Raw genomic sequence first — 25,208 nt, forward strand, 5'->3', positions numbered from 1 at the left:
TGCAATAATCTGACGCCTAATCAGGCTCATTTAGCCAGTGGAGCATTAAAGCGAAGATGGATCGCTAAAAAGAAGGTAAAAACAACAGAAATAGCAGTGTAAAGCTTAATTTGCACATCTGTAAAGCTTAATTTGCGCATCTGTAAAGCAAATAATGAATTATTTCAATAACCTGTAAAGTCAATCCTGAAACTTCTTGCAAAAACTGTAAAGTTTTTCTGTACTAAGACAGATACCGTCTTGATACCGCTTTGATACCCATTATCCTACGTTAATCCTACGTTTTAAAACGTAGGATTAACGTAGGATAATGGGTATCAAAGCGGTATCAAGACGGTATTTATAACCACAATAGAGAAAAACTTTACAGTTTTTCCATCGTAAAGGCAGGATTGACTTTACATGGTACGGTTTAACCCTAAATTACTCCGTTTTTTTAAAATGGTATTTTTCTTCGGAATATCAAAATACATTACCTTCGTAATCAAATAGCTATTAACGACCCCCAATTAACCACATTATTTCTTTTTTTGAATTTGCCAGGTAACCGTAAGATTGGAATACACCATTATCGCTCAATAACCAAATTTTTGCTATGTAATAAAAGCAGTGTCTTATTGTTCAAGTGATTTTGCAGTCAATTATCTATTCCCATGTCCATGAATGAACTTTCATGCCCGGTGAAGTTTTGTCTTGTATTTAGCACCTGGAAGGATTTACAACAAGTGTCAGTGTACTATTTCAGATAACCAGACATCCCTTTAAAAAGAATGCAATAAGTACTTGTGCAAAGCATGCACATAGATATTTATCGGCCTGACTTACTCCCCAGACGGCATTCCCGCTCTGAAAATGTTTCTTTATCCTTAATCTAAAATAAATAAAATGAAAAGAACACCTATCCTTTTCCTTGCTTCGTTCACTATGGCGTGCCTGGCAACTGCCGCACATGCACAGGAAACGGCTTCCGCAACGGCAACAGCTACTATTGTCACCCCCATCAGCATTACGAAAGATGTTGACATGAACTTTGGGAACGTAGCAGTGCAATCTACTACCGGCGGAACAGTGGTACTGACCCCTGCCGGTACACGTTCAGCTACAGGTGGAGTGACGCTACCCACTACTGCAACAGGAACAGTGACCGCTGCCTCTTTTACAGTAAGCGGTACTTCCGGTTATTCGTATGCTATCACACTACCAAGTACGGCGCTGACCATTACCAGTGGATCGAACACGATGACTGTCACTACCTTCACCAGCGATCCTTCCGGTACGGGCACACTGACAGGCGGATCTGAAGTAGTGAACGTTGGCGCCACACTGAATGTAAGTGCAGCACAAGCGGCCGGAACGTACGTATCAGCCACTCCCTTCGATGTAACGGTCAACTATAACTGACCTTGCATTATTTTCTCCCAAAGGCCCTCCCGGTATACTGTACATAGCCGGGTTGGGGCTTATTGGGCCCCAATTATCCAACATTGTTTATGCGCCATATCCATTATCTGATATTCGTTACATGTTTATCTCCCCTCCTTTCATCGGCACAGGGTAATCTCCTGATCACACCTATGAGGGTTGTTTTCGAGGGACAAAAAAAAGTACAGGAACTTAATCTTGCCAATACCGGCCACGATACGGCCCGGTATCTGATCTCTCTTATTGAGATCCGCATGAACAGCAATGGCTCTTTCGAAAGGATCAGTGAACCCGATTCGGGGCAATTGTTTGCAAGCAAATTCGTCCGTTTCTTTCCGAGAAGCGTTACACTTGCTCCTGGTGAGGCGCAGCTGGTAAAAGTGCAGCTCTCAAAAACAGGACAGTTACAGGAAGGAGAATATCGCTCACATATCTATTTCAGGGCTGTGCCCGATATCATCGTACAGGGAGACCTTCCCAGGGCAAAAGATTCTACCACTATTTCCGTAATGCTGACACCTGTTTTTGGGATAAGCATACCTGTGATCATCAGGATTGGTGCACCGGATCTGAAGGTAAGCCTGACCGACATTTCGCTTGAAACCAAAGAGAATGTCCGGCCCCACCTGAGCATGATTCTGCGCCGTACAGGCAATCATTCAGTATATGGCGATATCAACATTGACTACGTTTCAGAAAAGGGAAAAGTGACCTCTGTAGGTACTGTAAAAGGACTCGCTGTTTATACCCCGAATCCGTTCAGAGCATTCAACATGGAACTCGAGAAGAAACCAGGCATTAATTATCACCATGGCAAACTAAGGATCACATATACCGCACAGTCAAAAGGGGCTGTGACCGATCCACTGGCGCAGGCTGAGTTACAACTGCATTGATCAGTCGCGGGTGCTTATCCGGCACGAAGCATATGCCGTCAGATAATATTCAAACACATGAATACTGATAGACAATTTATACGTGTTTGTTTTACGCTCCTTATCTTTTTGTCAAGCCTGCCTGTATCCCTTTGGGCACAGACAAGCTGGAAAGGTACTGTCAGTACAGCATGGAACGATGCGGCCAACTGGACTGCAGGTGTTCCTACATCCACAATCGATGCGGTGATCGGAGACGCTTCTTTTACAGGCTCTTTTCAGCCTACCGTCAATGCTACCGGCAGTTGTAACGCTCTTACACTCGTAATGAGCGCCCAAAACCCCGTTTTGACAGTTTCGAAAAGCTTAACAGTAGCCGGTATACTCACCATCAACTCCGGTTGTACAATTTCGCAAAGAGGTGTTGCCCTTACTGTAAAAGGCAACTGGGTAAATAATGGCACTTATACAATTACCCAGAATAATGCGAAAGTTATTATGGGTGGCACCAGTCAGACAATCGGCGGCACCACTGCTACCGCTTTCAGGCGACTCACCATCGCTTCAGGTGCCGTCGTTACACTAAATGCTAACATCTCTGTAACCAGTCTTTTTACAGTAAACGGTACTTTTATACCATCAGAAAGCACCAACCCGATAGTGTCGGGCGCTGGCAATACCAGCGTAGACGCTACCGGTATCTTACATGTCAACGCTACGACTTTTGCAGGCAACTACACTTTATCAGGAACCTACACGTTCCTTGCAGGTAGTACGGTCGATTACAGTGCGACCCTTGCCAATCAAACCATCCGTCACGATCTTACCTATTCCACACTCAGGATCAGCGGGGCATTGGTCAAAACCCTGGCAGGTAACCTTAATGCGCTGAACTCAACTACCAGTACTGCCGGCAGAATTGATGTAACCGCCGCCACACTGGACCTGTCCACTTTTACAGCCAACCGGGGCACTACGGAAGCGGGTGGAGCAATCACCATAGCCAATGGTGCTACCCTCAGGATCGGAGGAACTAATACATTCCCCACCAACTACGGCACACATTCACTCTCCCTGACAAGTACCGTGGAATATAATGGTCTTGACCAGACAGTGTCGGCAGAGACGTATGGTAACCTGACCCTGACCGGTTCCAGCGGCGCCGTTGTGAAAACAATGCCTGCGACTGCCTTTACCATAGCAGGCACCCTTACCAGTACCTTAGGGTCGGCCACCAGTGTGAGCTATACTGCTGCCTCAAATATACTGATCAGTGGCGGTGTCAATATCGGCGCCTCCACTACATTTAACGGTGGCAGCTTTACCCACGAAATAACGGGAAACTGGGTGAACAATGGCACATTCACCGGCGCCACCAGCACCATTAATTTCGGAGGCCCCGGTTCGTCTATCAGTGGTACCGGTACACACAATTTCAATAATATGGGTTTCCTTGCTACCAATGTTACGGCGGCCGCCACCAGCTCCCTCACAGTATCTGGCAACATGTCAACTTCAGGACCAGGTACATTCAACCATCTGGCTGGCGGCACACTAACGATGACAGGAACATCCAAGACTATTACAGGCGCAGGTTTCATCTTTGATAACTTGACCATTTCGGGCAGCGTTAGTGTCAGCACGAGTATCATTGTAACAGGCAACTTTGCCGTCGGCGGTACCTTTAATGGCCTTGGAGGTACCCTTACCATGCAGGGAACATCCAAGACTATTTCCGGCGCAGGAAGTATCAGTTTCGGAACACTGATCATCTCAGGCACGGTCTCTACGGCGGTATCTTTCTCAGCGATCAATACTTCACTTGACGTCAGCGGTTCGCTTACAGCTACCGCTGGAACAGTCACCTTTACCGGTACCAGTACATTAAATGGAACGGCTAATCTGTTCAATGTTACCCTGAATGGAACATCCTTACAATTGTCTGCCAACTCGGTACTAGGTATTGCCGGCACCTTTACTGTCATCAGTGGTACGCTGAATGTGACTTCCACTCCCCCCAATACCGTCAACTTTAATGGTACAGGCGCACAGACAATCAACGCACTGACCTATGACAGACTATTACTATCGGGCGGTGGTACGAAAACAGCAGCCGGCGCCATTACTACCAGCTATTTTACGGTTTCAGGCGGAACTACCTTTGCTGCAGGCTCTTTCACCCACCAGGTGCAGGATGATTTTGTCAACAACGGTACATTCACCGCCGGTAGCAGTACGATATCATTTACCGGCAGCCATGCATCCACTATAACAGGTACTACAACCTTTAATATTCTTACGCTGAATAAAACTGCAACGACTACACATGTTGACATTAACAATAATATTCAGGTCGGTACCATTAACATGACCAGTGGCACCATGAACACCGGCAGCAATATCCTGACAATGACTGTTGACAGGACCGGCAACGGCGTTATACTGGGCAATGTCCGCAGAAATCACGCTTTCATTCTGGGTGTTGCCTATGCATTTGAAAGCCCTAACACTTCAATAGCTTTTTCGGTGGCGGTACCACTTACCAGTTCTATTACTGTTTCCGCCATTGTAGCGCCCGTCAGCGATTTCCCACAGGGTAGCGCCATCAACCGGGAGTATACTATCAGCGGCGTTTCAACATTAGGATTTAGCACCTTACGATTGCATTACGAGGATGCAGAACTGAATGGTAGCAATGAATCTACCATGGCGCTATGGTTCAATAGCGGCAGCAGCTGGAGTTCTTCAGGAAAAACAACTAACAGTACCACTTCCAATTATGTAGAACTGAACGGACAGACAACCGTCAATGGACGATGGACTATTTCTGACAATGCCAGTGTTGTACGCTGGAATGGTACTGTCAGCGGTGACTGGTTTACCGCTGCAAACTGGACGACCATTGCAGGCAGTCCTTCTCTCCCTCCCGGCGTTAATGACATCGTCGAGATCGGCACTGCCGCGTTTACCAATCAACCTGTGATCAACAACACCGCCAATGTAAAGGCCATACGATTTGGCAGCACGCAGGCAGGCACGCTGACGCTTACTACAGGCGGCAGTCTGACTACGCAAGGAAATATCAGTGGCGCATGGTCTGCCAATGCCACACACACCATCAATGCAGCTGATCAAACGCTGACAGTAAACGGTGACCTCGTGCTAAGCGACGGTACCAGCGGTCATGCCATCAACCTCAATGCAGGCACAGGCACGATCACAGTGGTTGGCTCACTCACCGAATCAGGAGGCGCCAATGTCACCTTCACCGGGGCAACCACACTCAATGTAGGCAACGACTATTCTTACACCGGTGGTACTTTTACAGCCGGCAGCAGCACAGTGATTTACAATGGCACAGTTACGCAAACAGTAGCCGGACTGACTTATAATCATCTGCAGGTAAATAAGTCTGCCGGCACCGCAGTAACGCACGATGCAGCAACGGTAGCCGGTAATCTGAGTATTACAACAGGGGCCATGACACTGGAGGCGGCTATGACAGTAAGCGGCAATGTCAACATATCTTCCGGCGCCACGCTGAACAGCGACGCCATTACACTGACAACAGGCGGTAACTGGAATAACAGCGGTACATTCACCGCCTCCGGCGGTACCGTCGTACTCAATGGCTCCGGCACACAAACCGTTTCAGCCACCACCTTCAATAACCTGACTATTGCGAAAACCGCAGGTACCGCCTCACTTACCGGCAACTGTCCGGTGAATGGCAATCTTACAATCACCAGCGGAACTATGGATCTTTCTACGTTCAGTGCCAGCAGATCATCGGCGGGGGGCACATTTACGCTCTCAGGTAGCGCTGCTTTATTCGCTGGTGGAGCCAACAATTTCCCTTCGGGATTTACCGTCTATACTGTCAGCACTACGAGTACCGTAAACTACAATGGTACCGTAGCACAGACAGTAGCTGGTATCCCTTACGGCCACCTCACCTGCACTAATGGCGGTACCAAAACACTCGCCGCCACCTGTACCGTAAACGGAGATCTCACCATCGGAAGCGGTGCTACCTTCAACGGCGCCAGCTTTACCATCAATCTATATGGCAACTGGAGCAATAGCGGTACTTTCACTCCTGCCAGTAGTACGGTAACACTAAATGGAGCCAGTAAAACAATTACTGGTACTACTACCTTCAACAGGCTCACTGTATATGGCAGCTATGCTGTAAGCGGTAGCGATATTACTTACAATGGCCTGCTCACCATCGCCACCGGCGGTTCTTATGATGGTGGAAGCGGTAATGCTACGGTGAACGGAGACCTTACCAATAATGGTTCTTTGGTCAGTAACGGCGTAACCACCTTTACCGGTACTGCAGTACAAACCATACGCTTTGTAAATGCAGTTGTCTCCAATTCGAGCGGTGTCATTAATTTTAACGGCACTGTGCCGCCTGTACTCAATTCAACCAGTACGCCCACCTACGCTACCTTAAACGTGAACAATACCGGAGGCGTCACCGCCAGTGTGGGGTGGCGGGTCTTCATCGCATTCAATATCGGCAGCGGCGCTACCTTTAATGGCGGTGTTTCTACCCATACTATATTCGGATCATTTACGAACAATGGCACGGTGACCAGCAGCGGCACCATGAACTTTACGCCGACAGCAGCGCAGACCATCAAGCTGACCGGAACCGGTTTTACAAGTACGGGGACTGTCACCTTCGGCGGAACCGGCGCCATCAGTGTAACAGGCACGCCTACCGCATTGAACGAAGTGATTATCAGTAATACCGCCGGTGTAACGCCAGGCGCCAACTGGAGCATAAATGGCGATTTTTCCATCGCCAACAATGCAATATTTAATGCCGGCAGCTTTACCTATACAATAGGAGACGATCTTGAAAGCAGTGGTACATTGAACGGAGGAACGTCCACCTTCACAATGACATCAGCTGATGGAACACTCGCAGGTACACCGAACACTACCTTCTATGATCTGACCATGACCGGAACAATAGCCGCACTCTCAGATTATCGCGTTAGTCACAATTTCACCAACAACGGCACCTATGACGGCACCATCGGTACGCTGATCATGACCGGCAGTCAGCCGTCAGTCATTACCAGTTCAGCTGCATCATTCGCTCTTTCCCAGGTAACCAACCTGAAAGATGCAGGCGTTACGACTTCACTTGCAAAGGCCATCACCGCGGTGGATGATATTACTATTACCACCGGTATATTTGATGCAGCGGGTTTCGCCATTACACATTCCGGAGCCAGTTCATTAACCATTGAGGACAATGCAAAACTCATCCTCAAAGGCACGCAGACATTACCCACATTCACCACTTACACACTGGATACTTTAAGTACTGTTGAATATGCGGGCAGTACACAGGCTGTCTCCTCCGCTACAACATACGGCAACCTTGTCATATCCACCACAGGTAGTAAAACAGCTTCTGCTGTATTGAAAATGCTGAACGACTTTACGTTGACCAACGGCACATTTGTACAGGGCAGTTTTACAGACACCATCGGCGGCAACTGGACAATGTCCAGTGGTACTTATACGAACACCGGCGCTACCGTTTACTTCAACGGTACAGGTACGCAAACCATCTCTTCGACCGGGGCTTTTAACAACCTGACGGTAAATAAGACTGCAGGTATCGTTGCACTCGGCACTAACATCACCGTGAGCGGTGTATTGAATTTCGTGCTGAATAAGATCCGCACCGGCGCAACATTTGCCGTTATACTACCATCAACAGGCTCCCTTACCGGTGCTTCTCAGGGTACGGGATGGGTATCCGGAAGACTGCAGAAAGCAGTGGCTACCGGCACTAATGTAACGAGAACATATGAAGTAGGCGATGATCAGTATTATACACCAGCTACTGTTACCATGGCGAGCGTCACCACTGCCGGTAACTTGCTGACAGGCGTCACCGCCGGAGATCATCCCAATATCAATACTTCCGCGCTAAGCGCTACCAGCACGGTGAACAGATACTGGTCTTTCACCAATACCGGTACTGTATTCACTACTTCGTCCGTTACCCTGAACTGGAATGCTGCCGATGTGGACGCAGGATCTACTACCAGCAATTTTAAGGTGGCCAGTTATGATGGCAGCACCTGGACAACTCCCACTACTGTCAGCCCGCTGGCCACTTCCATACAGGCAACAGGCCTGAGCAACATGAGCGTTGCTTTAGCGGTAGGTGAGCTCGTGTCAAATAACACCTGGACCGGCGCAGTAAGCACAAACTGGGCGCTGGCGGGCAACTGGTCTACCAACGCAGTGCCCACCAACACCATGAATGTCATCATACCAACAGGTCTGGGAAATTATCCCACTGTCAGCTCTACTGCTACTACCGCCAATATCACCATACAAACCGGCGCCGCTGTTACAGTAAGCGCCGCAACACTACAGATCTACGGTACCATCAGCAACAGCGGGACATTCACTGCAACGAATGGTACGGTGGAATTGGCCGGCAGTACGGCGCAGACGATACCTGCCAGTACATTTGCCGGTAATACTATACTGAACCTTACTATCAATAATGCCAGTGGCGTAACACTTGCCGGTGCATTAGATGTGTCAGGCATACTGAGAGTTACAACGGGAACATTTGCGACGGGCAATAATCTGACCCTGCTTTCAACAGCAACACGCACAGCATTGATCGACGGCAGTGGCAGCGGGACAGTAACAGGCAATGTGACGATACAGCGTTACCGGCCTACAGGCTTTGGCTATGTCTATCTCAGTTCTCCGTTCCAGTCGGCAACCGTCAATGAGTTTTCTGATGATATTGATCTCAGCGCTACCTTCCCTACTTTCTACCGTTATGTAGAGAACCGTACATCTTCAGGATGGACAGCGTATACTGCTACTTCCGGAGCACTCGCGCCAATGGTGGGATATGCGGGTAATCTTGGTACGTCTACCTCACCGGTAACGATAGATATGACGGGAGTGGTAAATAACGGCACTATCGTCACCCCTGCCCTCACAAACAACGATCAGCCGTATACGCTCGGCTTCAACCTGGTGGGCAACCCTTATCCATCTCCGGTAGATTGGGACGCTACCAGCGGATGGATACGCAACAATGTGGATATAGCCGTCTATTACTTTAACGCAGGTACCATCAATCAATATACAGGTACCTACAGTTCCTACATCAACGGCGTTTCCAGCGATGGTATAGCCAGCAACATCATACCGGCTATGCAGGGTTTCTTCGTACACGTCACGAATGGCAGCTTCCCCGTATCAGGTTCCCTCACCGTCAACAACACCGCGAGAGTGAATAACCTGACACCTGACTTCCATAGAGAAAGACCGCTGACAGAACCCCTGTTACGCCTGGGCGCCGGCTTTACTGATGAAGGATACCGTCCAGACATGGCCGTTATCTACTTTGGCAGCACCAGCACCAGGGATTTTGAGATAGAAACGGATGCCCTGAAACTACTGAATACAGATCCGACCGTTCCCAGTCTGTATGTACTGGCAGGCAAGCAGCAGCTCTCCATAGCTGCATGGCCGGACAATATAGACAGCACAGAAAGCATTCCCCTCGGACTGACCACGGAACGGGATGGATATGTCAGCTTCAGCATGCCGGTTATGGAGCGCATACCTGCCGGATGGCATGTTTATCTCTATGATAAGGAAGCCGCCATCACCCATGATCTGCATAAGACAACGCCTTACCGCCTGATGCTGCGTAAAGGCATTTATAACAACAGGTTCTTCCTTGTGTTTAAAGCTGATGATGATGTCATTAGCGGCAATACCGCCTCCTATCATGCATTTTATACAGGTAATAACCTGTACGGGCAATTTGACAAGGTACCCGGTGAGAAATGCACTATTGCGGTCAGCAACATGGCCGGACAGGTCATGTTCCGGAAAGACTTTAAAGGCAACGGACGCTACCTGCTCGGATCCAACTACAGCAGTGGGGTGTATGTCGTCACATTCCAGTCGGATAAAGACCGGGTATCGAAGAAAGTGTTTATAAGCAATCAATGATCATTACATGCGACCAGCACTGTTAAAATACTACCTCCTTTGCATCGGCCTGCTGGTCGTGCTACTCCATGCCCCATCACCAGTGAAAGGGCAAGAGCCCCCGCCCCGGCCTATATCGGTATATGTAAATCCTGCGCAGGGACTCATCTTTGGCGCCTTTTTCCAGGGAGCTACAGGCGGTACGGTAACGGTTTTCCCCGATGGTTCGCGCTCCGTTACGGGAAGTATTGTACAGGCCAACCTCGGATTTCCTTTCTCTCCGGCCATTTTCGAAGTAGATGCAAATCCGGGTACCCTGATCCAGATCCTGAACGGGCCCGATGTAACACTGACTGGTAGTAACGGAGGAACCTTGTCGCTGCACATCGGTTCTTCCAGTACCGGAAGTCCCTTCGTTGCTACCGCCACCTCTCCCGCCAGGACACTGGTACGCATTGGCGGCACACTCACTGTAGGACCGCCTCTGGCCAATCCTTCGGGAAGCTATAGTGGTCTATTCTCAGTCACGTTCATCCAGGAATAACAACTGATGACAGGCAGTACTATACATATCGCTCCTCTCCTCCGGCACTGCTGCAAACTAGTGTGTATCTTACTATTGGCCTGCTGCATCAGTCCTGTCTTCGCAAAAGACGGAGATAAGGATGGCGACAACGATGAAGATCCGAAATTTGACGAGACCTCTATCCTCGTCGTACTGCAGGGTCTGGGAGGCACAGAAATACCTGCGGTGGTAAAAGACGAAACAGCCTATCTGTCTATCACAGATGTATTTAACTTCCTGAAGATACGGAACAACCTGTCGGAGAGTATGGATACTCTTAGTGGCTTCTATATCAGTCAGGATGCGATTTTCCTGATCGATAAGAAGAATAACAGGATACGTTTCCGCGATAAGGTATTCAACCTTGGACCGGAAGATCTGGTGAAGATGGAAACAGGATTGTACCTCCGTACAGATTATTTCAATAAGGTATTTGATCTGAGTTGTCAGTTCAATTTCCGGAGCTTGTCAGTGAATGTGATATCTAAAGCAGAACTACCTGCCATCAGGGAGATGCGGCAACAGGTCATTTACCGTAACCTGAATAAGCTCAAGGGAAATATAGCAGCAGATACTACGATAGGAAGAAGTAAGCAGCTGTTTAAATTCGGGATGGCCAATTGGTCAGTCGTATCTACCCAACGCCTGCAGAATGTCAGCGACACCTGGTTCAACCTCATGATGGGCGGAACACTGGCCGGTGGAGAAGCCACGGTATCACTGAACTACAACAACTTCGCAAAGCAACAGCTATCAGCTACGCATCCGGATAGTAATATTGTCCGCCCCTTCGACCAGCGGCAGCAATATTACCGTCTACGCTTCGTAAACAACGACAGGCCATGGCTGCGGCAGATCATTGCAGGAAAGATATTTACACCCACGATTGCATCCCTCTTCGCTCCGATAGTAGGCGTACAGATCACCAATACACCGACTACACATCGCCGCGCTTACGGCACTTACACACTAAGTAACTTCACTGACCCCGGCTGGACGGTGGAACTGTATATCAACAATGCACTGGTGGACTATACGGTGGCAGATGCGGCAGGCTTTTATACGTTCCAGGTACCGCTGATGTATGGCAATTCCCAGATCAGGCTACGGTTCTATGGTCCGTGGGGAGAAGAACGATTCCAGGAAGAAAGCATCAACATTCCCTTTAACTTCCTGCCGGCCGGGGAATTTGAATATACTGCCAGTGCCGGCGTAGCGGAAGATACTGCACATAGTAAACTGGGAAGGGTCCAGGTCAACTACGGCCTTTCCGGCAAGCTCACTGTTGGCGCCGGGCTGGAGTATCTGTCCTCCATCCGCGGAGCCAATACATTGCCGTTTGTGACTACTTCGATGCGTCTTGTATCGAACCTGTTGTTTTCCGGTGAGTATACATACGGCGTCAGGGCAAGAGGGATCCTTAGCTATCGGACGCGTACAAACTTCCAGGCAGAACTGAATTATACGAGGTATAGAAGAGACCAGAAAGCCATTATCTACAACTGGCTCGAAGAGCGCAAGGCGATTATATCAAAGCCGTTCTTCAGAAAGAATTTTTCGCTGTTCGCAAGACTTACCGTTGATCAGATTATTTTACCCGGTTCCTACTATACCACCACAGAATGGCTGTTGTCAGGTTCTCTCTATAAAGTCGGCACGAGCCTTTCCACCTACGCCATTTTTATAAAGGACGAAAATCCTTTCGTATACAGTAATCTGGCACTCACATTCCCCATCCCTGGCAGGATCATGCTGACCCCGCAAGCGCAGTATGAATATAACAGCAACCGCTTTATAGCAGTACGCTGCGAGGCAGGAAAGTACCTGTTTAAAAACGGCTATCTGAATGTTTCTTATGAGAAGAACTACAGGACGGGCATTACAAACTATGGCATCGGATTGCGGTATGACTTTTCATTCGCACAGATCGGCTTCTCCGTTTGGAGGAATAACAATGTCACTACTCTGGTGGAATCTGCCCGCGGCAGTGTGATCCATGATGGGAAGGCAGGATATACCGGGGTTGACAACCGCAGCAGCGTCGGTTCCGGTGGCGTTGCATTTGTACCATTCCTCGACATCAACAACAACGAACGTTATGATGCTGGAGAGCCCCGTGTTGACGGATTACAGCTGAAACATAATGGAGGAAGACTGATCCGTAGTCTGCGGGACACCAGCATTGCTATTCTTGACCTGGAACCGTATGCGCCTTACCTGTTTGAGCTGGAGCCAACGGGTTTTGAAAGCGTGTCATGGCGGATCCGGAAACCTGCCATCCGGGTGATCATTGAGCCTAACCAGCTGCACAGAATTGATGTACCCGTCGCTGTTCAGGGAGAGGTATCAGGTGTTGTATACCTGAAAGAAGATACCGTGCTGAAGGAACAGGCCGGCATCAAGATCTGCATATACCGGTCAGACAGTACACTGGTAAAATGTATCCTCACAGAAACTGATGGATACTTTAACTACATGGGACTTCCTCCGGGCGACTATGTGATCCAGCCTGACCCTGCACAGTTGAAGAAGTTGAAATTAAAAACACTACAGCCGGCATATAACCTGCATATCAGCAGCAGGAAGGAGGGCGATGTGATCGATGATATTGAATTCATTTTGGAGAGAAAGTGACCATTACGCTGAGTAAGCGCTTTAATGTATAACACAGGTGCTTTACCAGAAACGGCAGCACGCCGGAAGTATATGCTGTAGAGGTATACGCTAGTCCATATGGAAGATCTGTATCAGCGGTGTTGTCACAGGTGAATGATCTTCATTCGTATCCATGATATCAGCCATATAAGCCCACCAGCGTTGCACGATAGGCAGCTTTCCCAGGTCCTGGGATGACTGTTCGCCGTCCTGTTGCTGCACTGCAAACAGGATATTTGTTTCCTCATCCAGGAAGATGGTATAATCGCTCACGCCATTATCCTTCAACAGCTGTTTCAGCTCCGGCCAGATCTCATCGTGGCGTTTACGGTATTCTTCTTTACAGCCCGGTTTCAGGCGCATTTTAAAAGCGGTCTTCATAACGGGAATATAAGTTTAGGACTTAGGAGTATAGAGAAAGACTGTCAGGCTTTTAGCGCCGTGCGCACCCAGTACCAATGACTGCTCAATATCCGCCGTTTTGGACGGCCCGGCAATGAAAACACCAAATCCGCCACCCGGGTGGGCGATACGTTCCTCGTACGCATCATGCATAGTAGATACGATATCCTGTGAGGAAACCACAATAGCAAGATGCTGGGTAATGAAGGGTAACACTCGTTCCTTTATTTCAAGATCTGTGATCCATATAGCGCCATTCTCCGCTACACCAAATTGTCCGGGGATAATAGCCAGGTCAACATCTTCCAACTGGCGGCCGCCGTCACCGGCTTCCCATTCGGTTATTGCGCCGGGCAGGTATTGTTCCTGCAGGGAAATGATCTTCCGTGCATCCGGTTGATGTTCCGCAACGAGCGCTTTTATTTCTGTATATGAGCTGATCTCGAAAACCTGTCCGCCGAGTGTTTCTATTACTTTCCTGAAAGCTGCAGCATCGCCGGGACCTGTACGCCTGAAAACGTTCAGATCAGGTAATGCCTGCTGTTCCGGTTGATTCTTTTTTATGGCGGCGAGAATACTTTCGCGGGACATATACGTTGGTTTGATATTGTTGAAACAACATGGTTTAACATGCTGCTGAAAATGTTGGTATTGTTGAACCGTTGTTATTGCCGACCCGGGGTTATCACCCCGGGCTACAAACACACAACTCCTAACGGAGTTGACCGGAAGTTGTTGTTAGTATTGTTATTGCTTTCTGTTCTTCCTGTACCAGTCAGCAAATGACTCTTTGGGCGGCGCCGGCATTTCACGTTGTTTGAACCATGGGTTCAGACCATTGTTCACAACAGCAGGGAATGTTCTCATCACCCAACGGCCCACACCTCCGGCGGTTTTAAACAAACCCGGTTTGGATAAAACAATATTCATGGCGTGCATGCCAGCAGCTTTAGTCTTCTTCGTATGTCCTTCCTGTGTAATAACCTGTCTCCATTTATAGAGCTGCTGGTGGATATCAATCTTCACCGGACATACATTCGAGCATGAACCACACAGGGTAGAAGCAAACGGCAGGTCTGCATACTCCTTCATATCGAGGTTGGGCGCTAAGATGGCGCCGATCGGACCGGCGATAGCGTTATGATAACTATGTCCACCACTACGACGGTATACCGGACAGGTATTCATACAGGCTCCGCACCGGATGCATTTCAGTGAATTACGGAAATCCTCGCGCCCCAACTGACGGCTACGACCGTTATCAACCAGCACAATATGCAGCTGCTGTCCTTTCTTAGGTGCACGGAAATGACTGCTGTAAGTGGTAATAGGCTGTCCCGTAGCACTTCTGGCCAGCAAGCGAAGGAACACACCTAAATGTTTCCTCTGAGGAATGATCTTTTCAATACCCATACAGGCAATGTGTACATCTGCCAGGTGAGCGCCCATATCAGCGTTTCCCTCATTTGTACAAACCACCATCTCTCCTGTCTCTGCCACGGCGAAATTTACACCTGTGATGGCTACCCGTGACTGAATAAATTCTGCCCTCAGGTGCTGGCGGGCGGCAGCAGTCAGGAACTTGGGATCTGCATTACCTGCAGGCGTGCCCAGGTGCTCATGAAACAAGTCGCCTATCTCCTCTTTCTTTTTATGAATGCAGGGTAACACGATATGACTTGGCGGCTCTTTCGCCAGCTGTACGATACGTTCACCCAGATCAGTATCGATCACTTCAATTCCATGTTCAGCGAGGTATGGATTCAGATGGCACTCTTCTGTGAGCATAGATTTACTCTTCACCATCCGTTTTACGCCCTGCTCCTGCAAGAGTTGCAGCACGATCTTATTGTGCTCTGCGGCATCAGCTGCCCAGTGTACCACCGCGCCATTAGCCTGTGCATTCTTTTCGAATTCAAGCAGGTAATCGTGCAGGTTGCCCAGCACATTATGTTTGATGCGTGAAGCAGCTTCTCTCAGATCTTCCCATTCGGGAATGGTCCAGGCCATTTTATCCCTCTTCTGACGAACCCACCAGAGTGTCTCATCATGCCAGTTCACACGGGGCTCATTGGCGTTAAATTCTTCCGCGAGCAGTGAATGTTCTTTATGTTGATGTTCCATACCTTAAAAATTGAACCAGGCGATCCCTGGGCTATCGCCGCTACAAACACAGAGGCTCCGTCAGTAGCCTATCGGGCATTTTGCTATGACCTTCTTAAATAGCATTCAGTATCTCCGCTATATGCAGCACCTTCACATTGCTTTTCTGACGGCGTAAGATACCTTCCAGGTGCATCAGGCAGCTGACATCATTTCCTGTAATATATTCCGCACCGTTATTGACATGATCCGCAATACGGTCTTTCCCCATCTTCACAGAAACTGCTTCCTCAAAAACACAGAAAGTTCCGCCGAAACCACAGCACTCATCTGTCCGTTTCAATTCCACCAGCTCCAGTCCTTCCACCAGCTGCAACAGCTGCTGGGGTTTGGAGAACGGAGCCGCCACCAGTTCACTCATCTGGGCAAGCCCTAATCCACGCTGACCATGGCAGCTCTGGTGTATACCTACTTTATGTGGGAATTTCGCTTTGAGCTTATCGACTTTCAATACATCTGTCAGGAATTCTGCCAGTTCGTATATACGCTGACGGATATGCGTAGCTGCCTGCTCTTTTCCATCCACATGCAGATGGTCTTTGATATGCAGCACGCAACTGCCGGAAGGCGCTACGATATAGTCAAAATCCTCAAAATGATCTACGAAAAGTTCATTGCAACCGTGGGTCAGGTGTTCAAATCCGGAGTTGGCCATGGGTTGTCCGCAACAGGTTTGTCCCTGTGGATATACCACATCACAGCCCAGTTTCTCCAGTAGTGATAAGGTGGCAATGCCTACCTGCGGATAAAACTGGTCTATGTAACAGGGTATGAAGAGTCCTACTTTCATCTTTTTCAAATATAAATCGAGCCGTGGCTATAATGTCTCATCTCTACGAGGTCGGCCGGTAAAGGCTGTGTATTCCAGTGGCGATGAATAGCGAGGGCGGCTCCTATAGCCGTAGCCTGTGCTACTGAGGCAGCATAGACCTCCATTTGAGGAAAGGCTGCTGCCAGCAGGTGCATATATACGGTGTTCCTGCTAAACCCACCATCCACGAAAATACGTTTTACCGGTGTACCATCTATTACCAGCGATGAAGAGAACTGCTGTTGTTCCATGATGTCCATCAGTAAACGATGATAGGCAATTTCATAGCTGGTAAAGTCGTTCAATGACCTTTCTGCAAAACGGGATGCCTGCAACAAACGGTTACCGGATACCGGCTCTTCCTGTTGCGGAACTTCCGCCAGCAATCTGGCAAATATAGCGGGGTCGAAGGCTACTTGCTGGTAGTAATTTACCGGTGTCTGATAATATTCTGCCAGCCTTTTCACCTGCTGCTCATGCTCATTGCCGGCAAAGAGCCTTGCGGCCTTCACAGGACGGTTTTCATAGGTCAGATAGCAGAGACAGTCAGACGCCAGTTCCCTGGCCGTTAAAGGGCTGTTATTAAACGGATTAAGGGTAATACACCAGGTACCTGTGGAAATGAGTGCAAAAGGCGCTGAGAAACTGGCAAGGTAAGGGATCAATGCGGCAGAGCTATCATGCAGTCCGACGCCTGCAATACCGGTATACCCGTCAATATTTGCTGGCAATACATGATTGCCGGGGAAAACAGGCGGCAATTTCTCTGCCAGTCCTTCTCTCAACACCCAATCATGGTAACATTGCCTGGTAAAGTCCCACAGCATCGTATGACAACCAATACTGGTAATATCAGACAGGGGCTGACCTGTCACCAGAAAACTGATATACTGCGGCAAATGCAGGGCATATTTCACCCTGTTGAAGAGCGCAGGCTGCAGTTGTTTTAACCGGTAGAACTGCAGACCGGCATTCAGGCTGCCCAATGCGGGAGAGGCAGTATCCGCACACAGTCTTTCAGAGCCGCCGGAGGCCTTCTGCAAGGCCTCCTCCATACCGGCGGGATAAGGTTTCAGATAGTTATATAAAGGCGCCAGCACCTGTCCCTGTTCATCCAGATATACCAGGCTGGCGCCATAAGTACTGAAATTAAATGCAACAACCGTATAGCCGGGCAGCTGCAACAGTTCACGCAGGCTGTCCTTCACCCAGTTCGTAAGCAGCTCAATATTCTCACAGGCGTCCCCGTCTTCATCAACCGTTTCTTCGAAACAGGCGCCTCTTTCCCATACGATCCGGTAGTGCTCGTCGATCAGGAATATCTTCTTGTTTGTCTTACCAATGTCGAGTATTGCAATACAGCGCATCCGGTGGAAAATTAGAAATTACAATCCCGTTGCTACGGTTTTCAGCCCTCTTTCCTTTATCAGTTGTTCTCTTACCTTGAATTGCCTGTAAAAAGCAACCGGCTGTAAAACACCCCCTGCCTCCAGGCGCGCCTGGGCTACCAGCGGACGAACGTCAGTGCGGTAAGCGTATTGCAATATTTCCTGTGCGGCCACGGCATCGTTGTTCTGCTGAGCCGCCTGCAAAGCTTTGGTATCTACCAGCAAGGCTTGTGCATAGGCAATCATGATCGCTTCTACTGATTGTAACAGGTCTTCCAGTGGATCCTTTACATTATGAGAAGCATCTATCATCCAGCCCAGGTCATTGGCATGGTTCATTCCACGGGCATCCATGCCTTCCACCAGTTCATTGAAAATAAGGAACAGCTGATAAGGATTGATGCTACCTACGGTGAGGTCATCGTCGCCATATTTGGAATCATTGAAATGAAATCCTGCCAGTTTTCCTTCCATTAACAGCAACGCCACGATCTGCTCGATATTGGCATTGGGTAGATGATGCCCCAGGTCGACCAGTGTATACGCTTTCGGACCCAGTTTATTAGCGAACAGCAATGATTGTCCCCAGTCTCCTATTGTGGTAGAATAGAAATTAGGCTCGTATGCTTTGTATTCAATGTAAAGCTTCCAGGCCTCAGGAAGCGCAGCATATATTTCCTGCAGACTGTCCAGCGTGCGTTTAAAAGCACCTCTGAAATTCAGCTGACCGGGAAAGCAGGAGCCATCTGCCAGCCAGAGGCTCAGCGCATTGGAACCTAGTTCCACCCCGTATTTAATCACTTCAATATTGTGCTCTATAGCCAATTTCCGCACGCCTTTATCTGTATGATGCAGGGAACCGAACTTGTAGCTCAATGCCTGACCTGGCTGGTCCTGGAAGGTATTGGAATTCACTGCATCAAAACGGATATCGTGTTGCGCCGCGAGGGCTTTTATGTTAGCCGCATTCTCAGGAATATCCCAGGGAATATGCAGGGAGATAGCGCCACTGCTCCGGTTCAGGGCATGCAGCAGGCCTATATCGGTGATCTTTTCCTCCAGGTTGCGGGGCTCTCCCCCACCGGAAAAACGGCCAAAGCGGGTACCACCTGTCCCTAAAGCCCAGCTGGGAATTGCCACCTGGAAGTCCTGCAATTTCTGTAGGATGTCTTTTACATGCGGGATTGTTCCTGCTATATATTCGAAGCTGCGCTCATGTGCCTGCCGGTGGGAATCATTGAATTCTGCTATCTGGAATTTCTCAATATTCATAACGGGAAATTTGGGTCATTAGTAAATTAGGAAAAGTTTTTGTTACTGACACATCTTCTTCACATTGTCAACACATGCCGGCCTGGCCGGAGCCAGGAGCATGTGTTGACAATGTGTAACTGGTATTTAACTGATGAAAGAATTTATCTATGAAAATCCGGACAACACCAGGCCAACATTGTTTGCCGGCTTTTAACTGATGATGTACTTATCTCACAAAAGCTGCAGCAACACCACCATCAACGTTGATCACGTTGCCGGTCGACTTACTCAGCAATCCTCCAGTAATGGCAAAACATGCATTGGCGATATCTTCCGGCAGGATCACCTGGTTCAGTAAGGTACGTTTTGCATAATAAGCAGGCAGCTCTTCTACAGTGACGCCATAGGCCTTAGCACGGCCCGCGGCCCAGTCGCCTTCCCATATCTTACTGTCAGCAATCACAGCATCCGGGTTTACCACATTGACGCGTATGCCATCCTTGCCCAGTTCTGCCGCATTCAGACGGCTGAGATGTAATTGTGCCGCTTTGGCGGAGCCATAACCCGCGTTATTCGGTCCACTCATCAGGGCGTTCTTGCTCACAATATTGATCACATCACCTCCCAGGTCCTGCTTGCGCATTACTTCCACACCCAGTTGTGTGACCAGGAACTGGCCTTTCACCAATACATCGTACAACAGGTCCCAGTCTTTTTCTGTATGTGCCTCGAGTGGTTTGGAAATAGACAGGCCCGCACAGTTGATCACCATGTCCACGCCTCCGAAAGCCAGGCTGGCCACATCATATGCTTCTTTTATATCGCTGCTTTTTGTAACGTCCAGAATAGCGGTTGTGAAAACGTCCTGTCCATATTGTTTTGCGAATTCCTCCTTTGCGGATTGCAGACGGGTGGCATCATTGTCGTTGATCACCACACAGGCGCCTTCATCTGCAAATCGCTTAGCGATCGCTTTACCGATACCACCGGCGCTTCCGGTAATGAGTGCAATACGACCGGATAAGGCCTTTGGCTTCGGCATACGTTGCAGCTTCGCTTCTTCCAGCAGCCAGTACTCAATGTCAAAAGCCTCCTGGCGGGGTAAAGCGGTATACTCAGAAATGGCCTCAGCACCTTTCATCACATTGATCGCATTGGTATAAAACTCTGCCGCTACCCTTGCGGTTTGTTTGTCTTTTGAGAAAGTGAACATACCAACACCGGGATATAAGATCACTACCGGATTAGGATCACGTAACGCAGGACTGTTCGGATGGCGGCAGGTATTGTAGTAGTCGGTATACATCTGCCGGTAGGCAGCGAATAAAGGCTCCAGTTGTTGTTTTACTGCGGCTGCATCATCCAGTACAGCCTGTGGTTCCAATGGCAATACCAGGGGACTGATCTTTGTACGCAGGAAGTGGTCCGGACAACTGGTACCCAGTGGCGCCAGTCTGTCAAGATCTTTGGAGTTAATAAACTCAAGCACACGGGGATCATCGGTAAAATGACCCACCATCCGCGTATGTGCAGAACATAATCCACGCAATACAGGCGCCAGTGCGGCAGCCTGTTTCCTGCGCACTTCAGGAGCCGGAGAAGTGATGCGCGCTCCGCCGAAAACGGGACCTTTCTTTCCGTAATGCTCTTCAAGGTAAGCAGCACAACGCTCTATGACCTCCAGGGTGTTCACATAACTTTCGTAAGCTGTATCGCCCCAGGTAAATAGACCATGAGAGCCCAGCATAATACCCCTGATACCCGGATTATCGCGCAGGCATTGTCTCAGTTGCAAACCAAGATCAAAACCGGGACGCTGCCAGGGTACCCAGCCGATGGTGCCGCCAAAGAGTTCTTTGGTAATACGCTCACCATTCCTGGCAGCAGCAATAGCGATGGCTGCATCGGGGTGTAAATGGTCGATATGTTTGAATGGCAGGAAACCATGCAGTGGTGTGTCAATAGAAGGTGCTTTGGAGCTGAGGTCAAAAATACAGTGATTGAAAAGCTCCACCATTTCATCTTCCTGTTCAATACCCTTGTAGATATTCTCCAGGCTGTGCAGCCGCTCTACATATAATGCCGCCAGACCGCTACGTTTCAAGGTGCCCAGATCACCACCTGAACCCTTGACCCACATTACTTCGGTTTGTTTACCCGTCAGCGGATCTTTCGCCATCACCTTACAGGATGTGTTGCCACCACCATAATTGGTGAGCCGGAGATCGGCGCCCAGCAGGTTAGAACGGTAAATCAGCAATGCTACCTCGTCACCGGCTAATGCAGCAGCTTTCTGCTCGTCCCAGAGATAACTTACATGTTTGAAATTTGTTAAGGAAGAAACCGACATATATTCTTTTTTAAATTTTTATAATGTTACAGGCACTGCGCTGCTAATAGGCACTGATCTGCTCCTACAAAGAGTTACCATAGCCAACCAGCATCACAGACGCCATGATCGTAGCCACGCCCAATATGATCGTTCCAAATGTCTTTTGGCTCACCCCTTTCCATTCCCTCAATGTGATACCCCACAGGCTTGAGATCATGATAATAAATGCCATGTGCAATATCCAGGAACTGGCTCCGTTACCCAGCTTGCTCTCGCCCATGCCATAAAAGAAGAACTGGAAGAACCAGGTCGTACCTGCCAGCGCAGCAAAGAAGTAATTGCCTGCCAGCGGTGTTTCTTTATTGACATAATCGCCGAATGTTTTGTTGCGGAAATTTAGCAGCAAACACCACAGGAGATTGGTGGTAAGTCCCCCCCAGAGTAATACAACAAATATCACGTTGTTCTGGAACAAGGGATTACTCCCCTGCTCTATCGCAATGGCCGCCATTGGTTTCCCTGCCTCTATACCGAAGTTGAAACAGGCGCTCAGGATGCCGGAAACCGTTGCTACTATCAGTCCTTTTTTAAGGTCAAATTCCTGTATGCTTTCTTTTTTCTGATCTTCGGATAATTCCCGTTCCTTCATCACACCCGCAGCACCGCAGATCGCGATACCAAGCAGACATACTATAACGCCACTCAGGACTAACAATCCACCGGGACTCTTCAGCATAGCTGAAAATGTATGTGTTGTATCAGAAGTGAACAGGTCTCTGTAGATGGGAGGAATGAGCGAACCAAAGGCGGAGGTGTATCCAAGCGCTACTGACATCCCCAGGGACATACCCAGGTAACGCATAGCCAGCCCAAAAGTAAGACCGCCGATCCCCCATAATACGCCCATAAAATATGTCCAGAAGATGGTAGAACTGTCTGTTTTACTGATGATGCTCAGGAAATCTGGTACAGTGATCCAGGCAGCCAGGAAGGGTACTATTAACCAGGAAAAAAAGCCGCCCACTATCCAATAACTTTCCCAGGCCCAGTTCTTTACTTTTTTGAAAGGGATATAAAAACTACCGGAAGCAAAGCCTCCAATGAAATGAAAAAAGACGCCTAAAATAGCTTGCATAATTGTGGAATTGTGTGTTTAATCGTGGAACCTTTCAAATTTAAACAAAGGCAGCGGGGCAACTGTCCTACACATTCCTATTGGGGCTAAAATAAAGAAAGGCCATCCGCATTACGGCGGACAGCCTTATTCTCTCTGCATAAATATCTTAATATCAGTACATTACTTTCACATCGGCAACAATATAATCTGCTGTTATTGCCGTCACCTTAATGATACCTTTCTTAGCGAAACCATTCTGGAAGAATACTACCAGCGGCATATCCGATGAAGCGAAGCTTTGATTATCCGTAGTAATGGTCAGCTTTTTAAGAGTAGAGGCGTGGGTGATAGTATCAAACGAATTAACGTTGAAAGTATCTGCGGGCACAAGGTTACGCACCAGTGTAGTCAGGGTACCCGGGATGTCCAGATCAAAACTCTCATCATTAGGGCTGGTAAAGAACATAGACATAGCGCCGAAGTTATTGAAGGCCACATCTATATATTTCCCCAGTGTATCAGGAATATCGTTATCCAGGTATACCTTCCCTTTAAAAGAAGAGAAAACGCGTCCGTAGCTTTCGCTTGCCGGCGTTAAAGAAAACTTCAGGTCTGTAAATGTAACGACGCTATCTGTTTTGTTGTTTCCGGATCCGGATCCAGGCGTTGCAGTAGTATCACCGGGATTGTTCGTTCCGCCGCCAATACCCGCCTCTTTGGAGCAGGCGATATAAGTCAGCGCTATGACTGCCATCAGCAGGAAGTATTTTCTCATAGGATAGGATCAGTTATTTCCAGCAAAAATATAAAAAAATATAATCAAGTGTATATCGTAAGATAACTGTAACGGCAACATCTTGGTTTTGTGTTGTTCCTGTGATAGTAATCTCCTGACACTGTCACCGTTCTCCGACTAATAGCGCTTCACAGCAAGGTATCAATCAATAAATTATGAGACATCGTAAGGCGTTAATGTTGCCTTAGTTTTCTGAAAGCGACACCCTGGCAGAGTCCTCATTAATCGTTACATGACAAGCCGAACTTCTCATTGGTTGCCGTTGGCAGAGTCTCTCTTTAAATTACCAATCAATCACTTACGATACAGGGCACACCGTTCATCTCGGTCAGCGCCTCCGGCAGACAATTCCACAGAAAATATCAATGAATAGTTATGAGATGTTACGGGGCTCCAGATGGAAGATCTCAGCCAGCAATTCATATGAGCGGAAACGGTCTTCCACATGTTCCGCCATGGTAGCGGCAACAATCTCGTCCACATCATAATCATCTGCCAGTTTCAGCATACGTTGTTTTACCTGTTCAGGCGTACCAGCAATCATACGTCCCCTGTTGGCCATTACCCGTTGCCATTCCATGTCTGAGTACTCGTAATCGCGTACTTCCTCATAGGAAGGGAATTCATCAAACTTACCCTTCTCGAAACTCAACAGGCGGTAGTCCATCATGGCCTGCAGTTCGTCTGCCTTTTCCTGTGTATCTGCACAAAAAACAAAGATCCCCACACTAGCAGCAGGTTCCTGAAGGAAGCGGGAGGACCTGAATTTCTCACGGTAGGTCTTTACTGCCTGCGGACCACCCACCGGATAAATAAAGTGCGCGAAAGAAAGCGCCCAACCCTGACGTGCTGCCAGCAGACCACTTTCTCCACTGGAAGTCAGCATCCATAGTTCAGGTGCTGTATCTATCTTTGGTATGGCCATCACTTTCTCATGTATGGTGCCGGCCTCTCTCGAGTCGGACAGATAACCTTCCAGGTCATTGATCTGCTGTACAAAATCTCTTGGTTCAAAAGTATTGGAAGGGTTCAGCACATGAGCGGTAAGACGATCGCCCCCGGGAGCACGACCGATACCCAGATCAATACGTCCCGGATATAGCGCTTCTAACAAGCGAAAGTTCTCCGCTACTTTCAATGTGCTGTGATTGGGCAACATCACCCCTCCTGATCCCAGTCGTATGTGTTGGGTGGCAGCCGCCAGCCGTGCGATCAATATTTCAGGTGATGCTCCCGCAAGTGAGCGGGTATTATGATGTTCTGAAAGCCAGTAACGGGTAAAACCGAGGCGGTCAGCAAGCTGGGCCAGCTTAACGCTTTCCTGCAGGGCCTCTACGGCATTGCTGCCTCTGCGGATGGGAGACTGATCTAATACGCTGATTCTTAATTTCCTGTCGGCCATGGGTAATCCTTTTTAG

At 48.6% G+C, this 25,208-nt stretch carries 15 protein-coding genes; 5 read left to right on the plus strand and 10 right to left on the minus strand.

What is annotated here, in order from left to right; genetic code table 11:
- Positions 1-885: 885 nt before the first annotated feature.
- The 5 genes from L3C95_RS34320 to L3C95_RS34340 all read left to right on the plus strand — a co-directional run bounded on the left by L3C95_RS34320 (position 886) and on the right by L3C95_RS34340 (position 13,506).
- Entirely contained in the window at positions 886-1,401 is a 516-nt protein-coding gene (locus L3C95_RS34320; RefSeq protein WP_236395189.1) for a DUF4402 domain-containing protein, read from the plus strand.
- Positions 1,402-1,574: 173 nt separating this feature from the next.
- Entirely contained in the window at positions 1,575-2,318 is a 744-nt protein-coding gene (locus L3C95_RS34325) for a hypothetical protein (RefSeq protein ID WP_236395190.1), read from the plus strand.
- A 57-nt stretch (positions 2,319-2,375) separates the two neighbouring features.
- Positions 2,376-10,328 (plus strand): T9SS type A sorting domain-containing protein, encoded by a 7,953-nt coding sequence (locus L3C95_RS34330; protein ID WP_236395191.1) that lies wholly within the window; start codon positions 2,376-2,378, stop codon positions 10,326-10,328.
- 7 nt (positions 10,329-10,335) lie between these two features.
- The gene (locus tag L3C95_RS34335) at positions 10,336-10,851 is read left to right on the plus strand and encodes a DUF4402 domain-containing protein (protein ID WP_236395192.1); all 516 of its coding nucleotides are present in this window, start codon (positions 10,336-10,338) and stop codon (positions 10,849-10,851) included.
- A 6-nt stretch (positions 10,852-10,857) separates the two neighbouring features.
- Entirely contained in the window at positions 10,858-13,506 is a 2,649-nt protein-coding gene (locus L3C95_RS34340; protein WP_236395193.1) for a hypothetical protein, read from the plus strand.
- Between the two features lie 90 nt (positions 13,507-13,596).
- Here the strand turns inward: L3C95_RS34340 and rhaM are convergent, their stop codons facing one another.
- The 10 genes from rhaM to L3C95_RS34390 all read right to left on the minus strand — a co-directional run bounded on the left by rhaM (position 13,597) and on the right by L3C95_RS34390 (position 25,192).
- Positions 13,597-13,908, minus strand: coding sequence for an L-rhamnose mutarotase (gene rhaM / locus L3C95_RS34345; protein ID WP_236395194.1), 312 nt, complete (start codon positions 13,906-13,908; stop codon positions 13,597-13,599).
- A gap of 15 nt (positions 13,909-13,923) precedes the next feature.
- Positions 13,924-14,520, minus strand: a complete 597-nt coding sequence (locus L3C95_RS34350) for a lactate utilization protein C (RefSeq protein ID WP_236395195.1) — start codon at positions 14,518-14,520, stop codon at positions 13,924-13,926.
- A 156-nt stretch (positions 14,521-14,676) separates the two neighbouring features.
- Positions 14,677-16,053: a lactate utilization protein B gene (locus L3C95_RS34355; RefSeq protein ID WP_236395196.1), complete on the minus strand. Its 1,377-nt coding sequence runs from the start codon at positions 16,051-16,053 to the stop codon at positions 14,677-14,679.
- A gap of 94 nt (positions 16,054-16,147) precedes the next feature.
- A complete protein-coding gene (locus L3C95_RS34360) occupies positions 16,148-16,882 on the minus strand; it encodes a (Fe-S)-binding protein (protein ID WP_236395197.1) in 735 nt (244 codons plus the stop codon).
- A 5-nt stretch (positions 16,883-16,887) separates the two neighbouring features.
- Entirely contained in the window at positions 16,888-18,270 is a 1,383-nt protein-coding gene (locus L3C95_RS34365) for an FGGY-family carbohydrate kinase (RefSeq protein WP_236395198.1), read from the minus strand.
- A gap of 18 nt (positions 18,271-18,288) precedes the next feature.
- On the minus strand, positions 18,289-19,563 hold the full coding sequence (locus tag L3C95_RS34370) for a TIM barrel protein (RefSeq protein ID WP_236395199.1): 1,275 nt from the start codon (positions 19,561-19,563) through the stop codon (positions 18,289-18,291).
- A 208-nt stretch (positions 19,564-19,771) separates the two neighbouring features.
- A complete protein-coding gene (locus L3C95_RS34375; RefSeq protein WP_236395200.1) occupies positions 19,772-21,895 on the minus strand; it encodes a bifunctional aldolase/short-chain dehydrogenase in 2,124 nt (707 codons plus the stop codon).
- Between the two features lie 64 nt (positions 21,896-21,959).
- Entirely contained in the window at positions 21,960-23,012 is a 1,053-nt protein-coding gene (gene rhaT / locus L3C95_RS34380) for an L-rhamnose/proton symporter RhaT (protein WP_236395201.1), read from the minus strand.
- Between the two features lie 154 nt (positions 23,013-23,166).
- On the minus strand, positions 23,167-23,769 hold the full coding sequence (locus tag L3C95_RS34385; RefSeq protein WP_236395202.1) for a hypothetical protein: 603 nt from the start codon (positions 23,767-23,769) through the stop codon (positions 23,167-23,169).
- Between the two features lie 394 nt (positions 23,770-24,163).
- Positions 24,164-25,192: an LLM class flavin-dependent oxidoreductase gene (locus L3C95_RS34390; RefSeq protein ID WP_236395203.1), complete on the minus strand. Its 1,029-nt coding sequence runs from the start codon at positions 25,190-25,192 to the stop codon at positions 24,164-24,166.
- Positions 25,193-25,208 lie beyond the last annotated feature (16 nt).

Source organism: Chitinophaga filiformis, assembly GCF_021646545.1.
Lineage (GTDB): Bacteria > Bacteroidota > Bacteroidia > Chitinophagales > Chitinophagaceae > Chitinophaga > Chitinophaga filiformis_A.

Coding starts and splice junctions, on each gene's coding strand:
- L3C95_RS34320 (WP_236395189.1), top strand. CDS start 886: ATGAAAAGAACACCTATCCTTTTCCTTGCTTCGTTCACTATGGCGTGC.
- L3C95_RS34325 (WP_236395190.1), top strand. CDS start 1,575: ATGAGGGTTGTTTTCGAGGGACAAAAAAAAGTACAGGAACTTAATCTT.
- L3C95_RS34330 (WP_236395191.1), top strand. CDS start 2,376: ATGAATACTGATAGACAATTTATACGTGTTTGTTTTACGCTCCTTATC.
- L3C95_RS34335 (WP_236395192.1), top strand. CDS start 10,336: ATGCGACCAGCACTGTTAAAATACTACCTCCTTTGCATCGGCCTGCTG.
- L3C95_RS34340 (WP_236395193.1), top strand. CDS start 10,858: ATGACAGGCAGTACTATACATATCGCTCCTCTCCTCCGGCACTGCTGC.
- rhaM (WP_236395194.1), bottom strand. CDS start 13,908: ATGAAGACCGCTTTTAAAATGCGCCTGAAACCGGGCTGTAAAGAAGAA.
- L3C95_RS34350 (WP_236395195.1), bottom strand. CDS start 14,520: ATGTCCCGCGAAAGTATTCTCGCCGCCATAAAAAAGAATCAACCGGAA.
- L3C95_RS34355 (WP_236395196.1), bottom strand. CDS start 16,053: ATGGAACATCAACATAAAGAACATTCACTGCTCGCGGAAGAATTTAAC.
- L3C95_RS34360 (WP_236395197.1), bottom strand. CDS start 16,882: ATGAAAGTAGGACTCTTCATACCCTGTTACATAGACCAGTTTTATCCG.
- L3C95_RS34365 (WP_236395198.1), bottom strand. CDS start 18,270: ATGCGCTGTATTGCAATACTCGACATTGGTAAGACAAACAAGAAGATA.
- L3C95_RS34370 (WP_236395199.1), bottom strand. CDS start 19,563: ATGAATATTGAGAAATTCCAGATAGCAGAATTCAATGATTCCCACCGG.
- L3C95_RS34375 (WP_236395200.1), bottom strand. CDS start 21,895: ATGTCGGTTTCTTCCTTAACAAATTTCAAACATGTAAGTTATCTCTGG.
- rhaT (WP_236395201.1), bottom strand. CDS start 23,012: ATGCAAGCTATTTTAGGCGTCTTTTTTCATTTCATTGGAGGCTTTGCT.
- L3C95_RS34385 (WP_236395202.1), bottom strand. CDS start 23,769: ATGAGAAAATACTTCCTGCTGATGGCAGTCATAGCGCTGACTTATATC.
- L3C95_RS34390 (WP_236395203.1), bottom strand. CDS start 25,192: ATGGCCGACAGGAAATTAAGAATCAGCGTATTAGATCAGTCTCCCATC.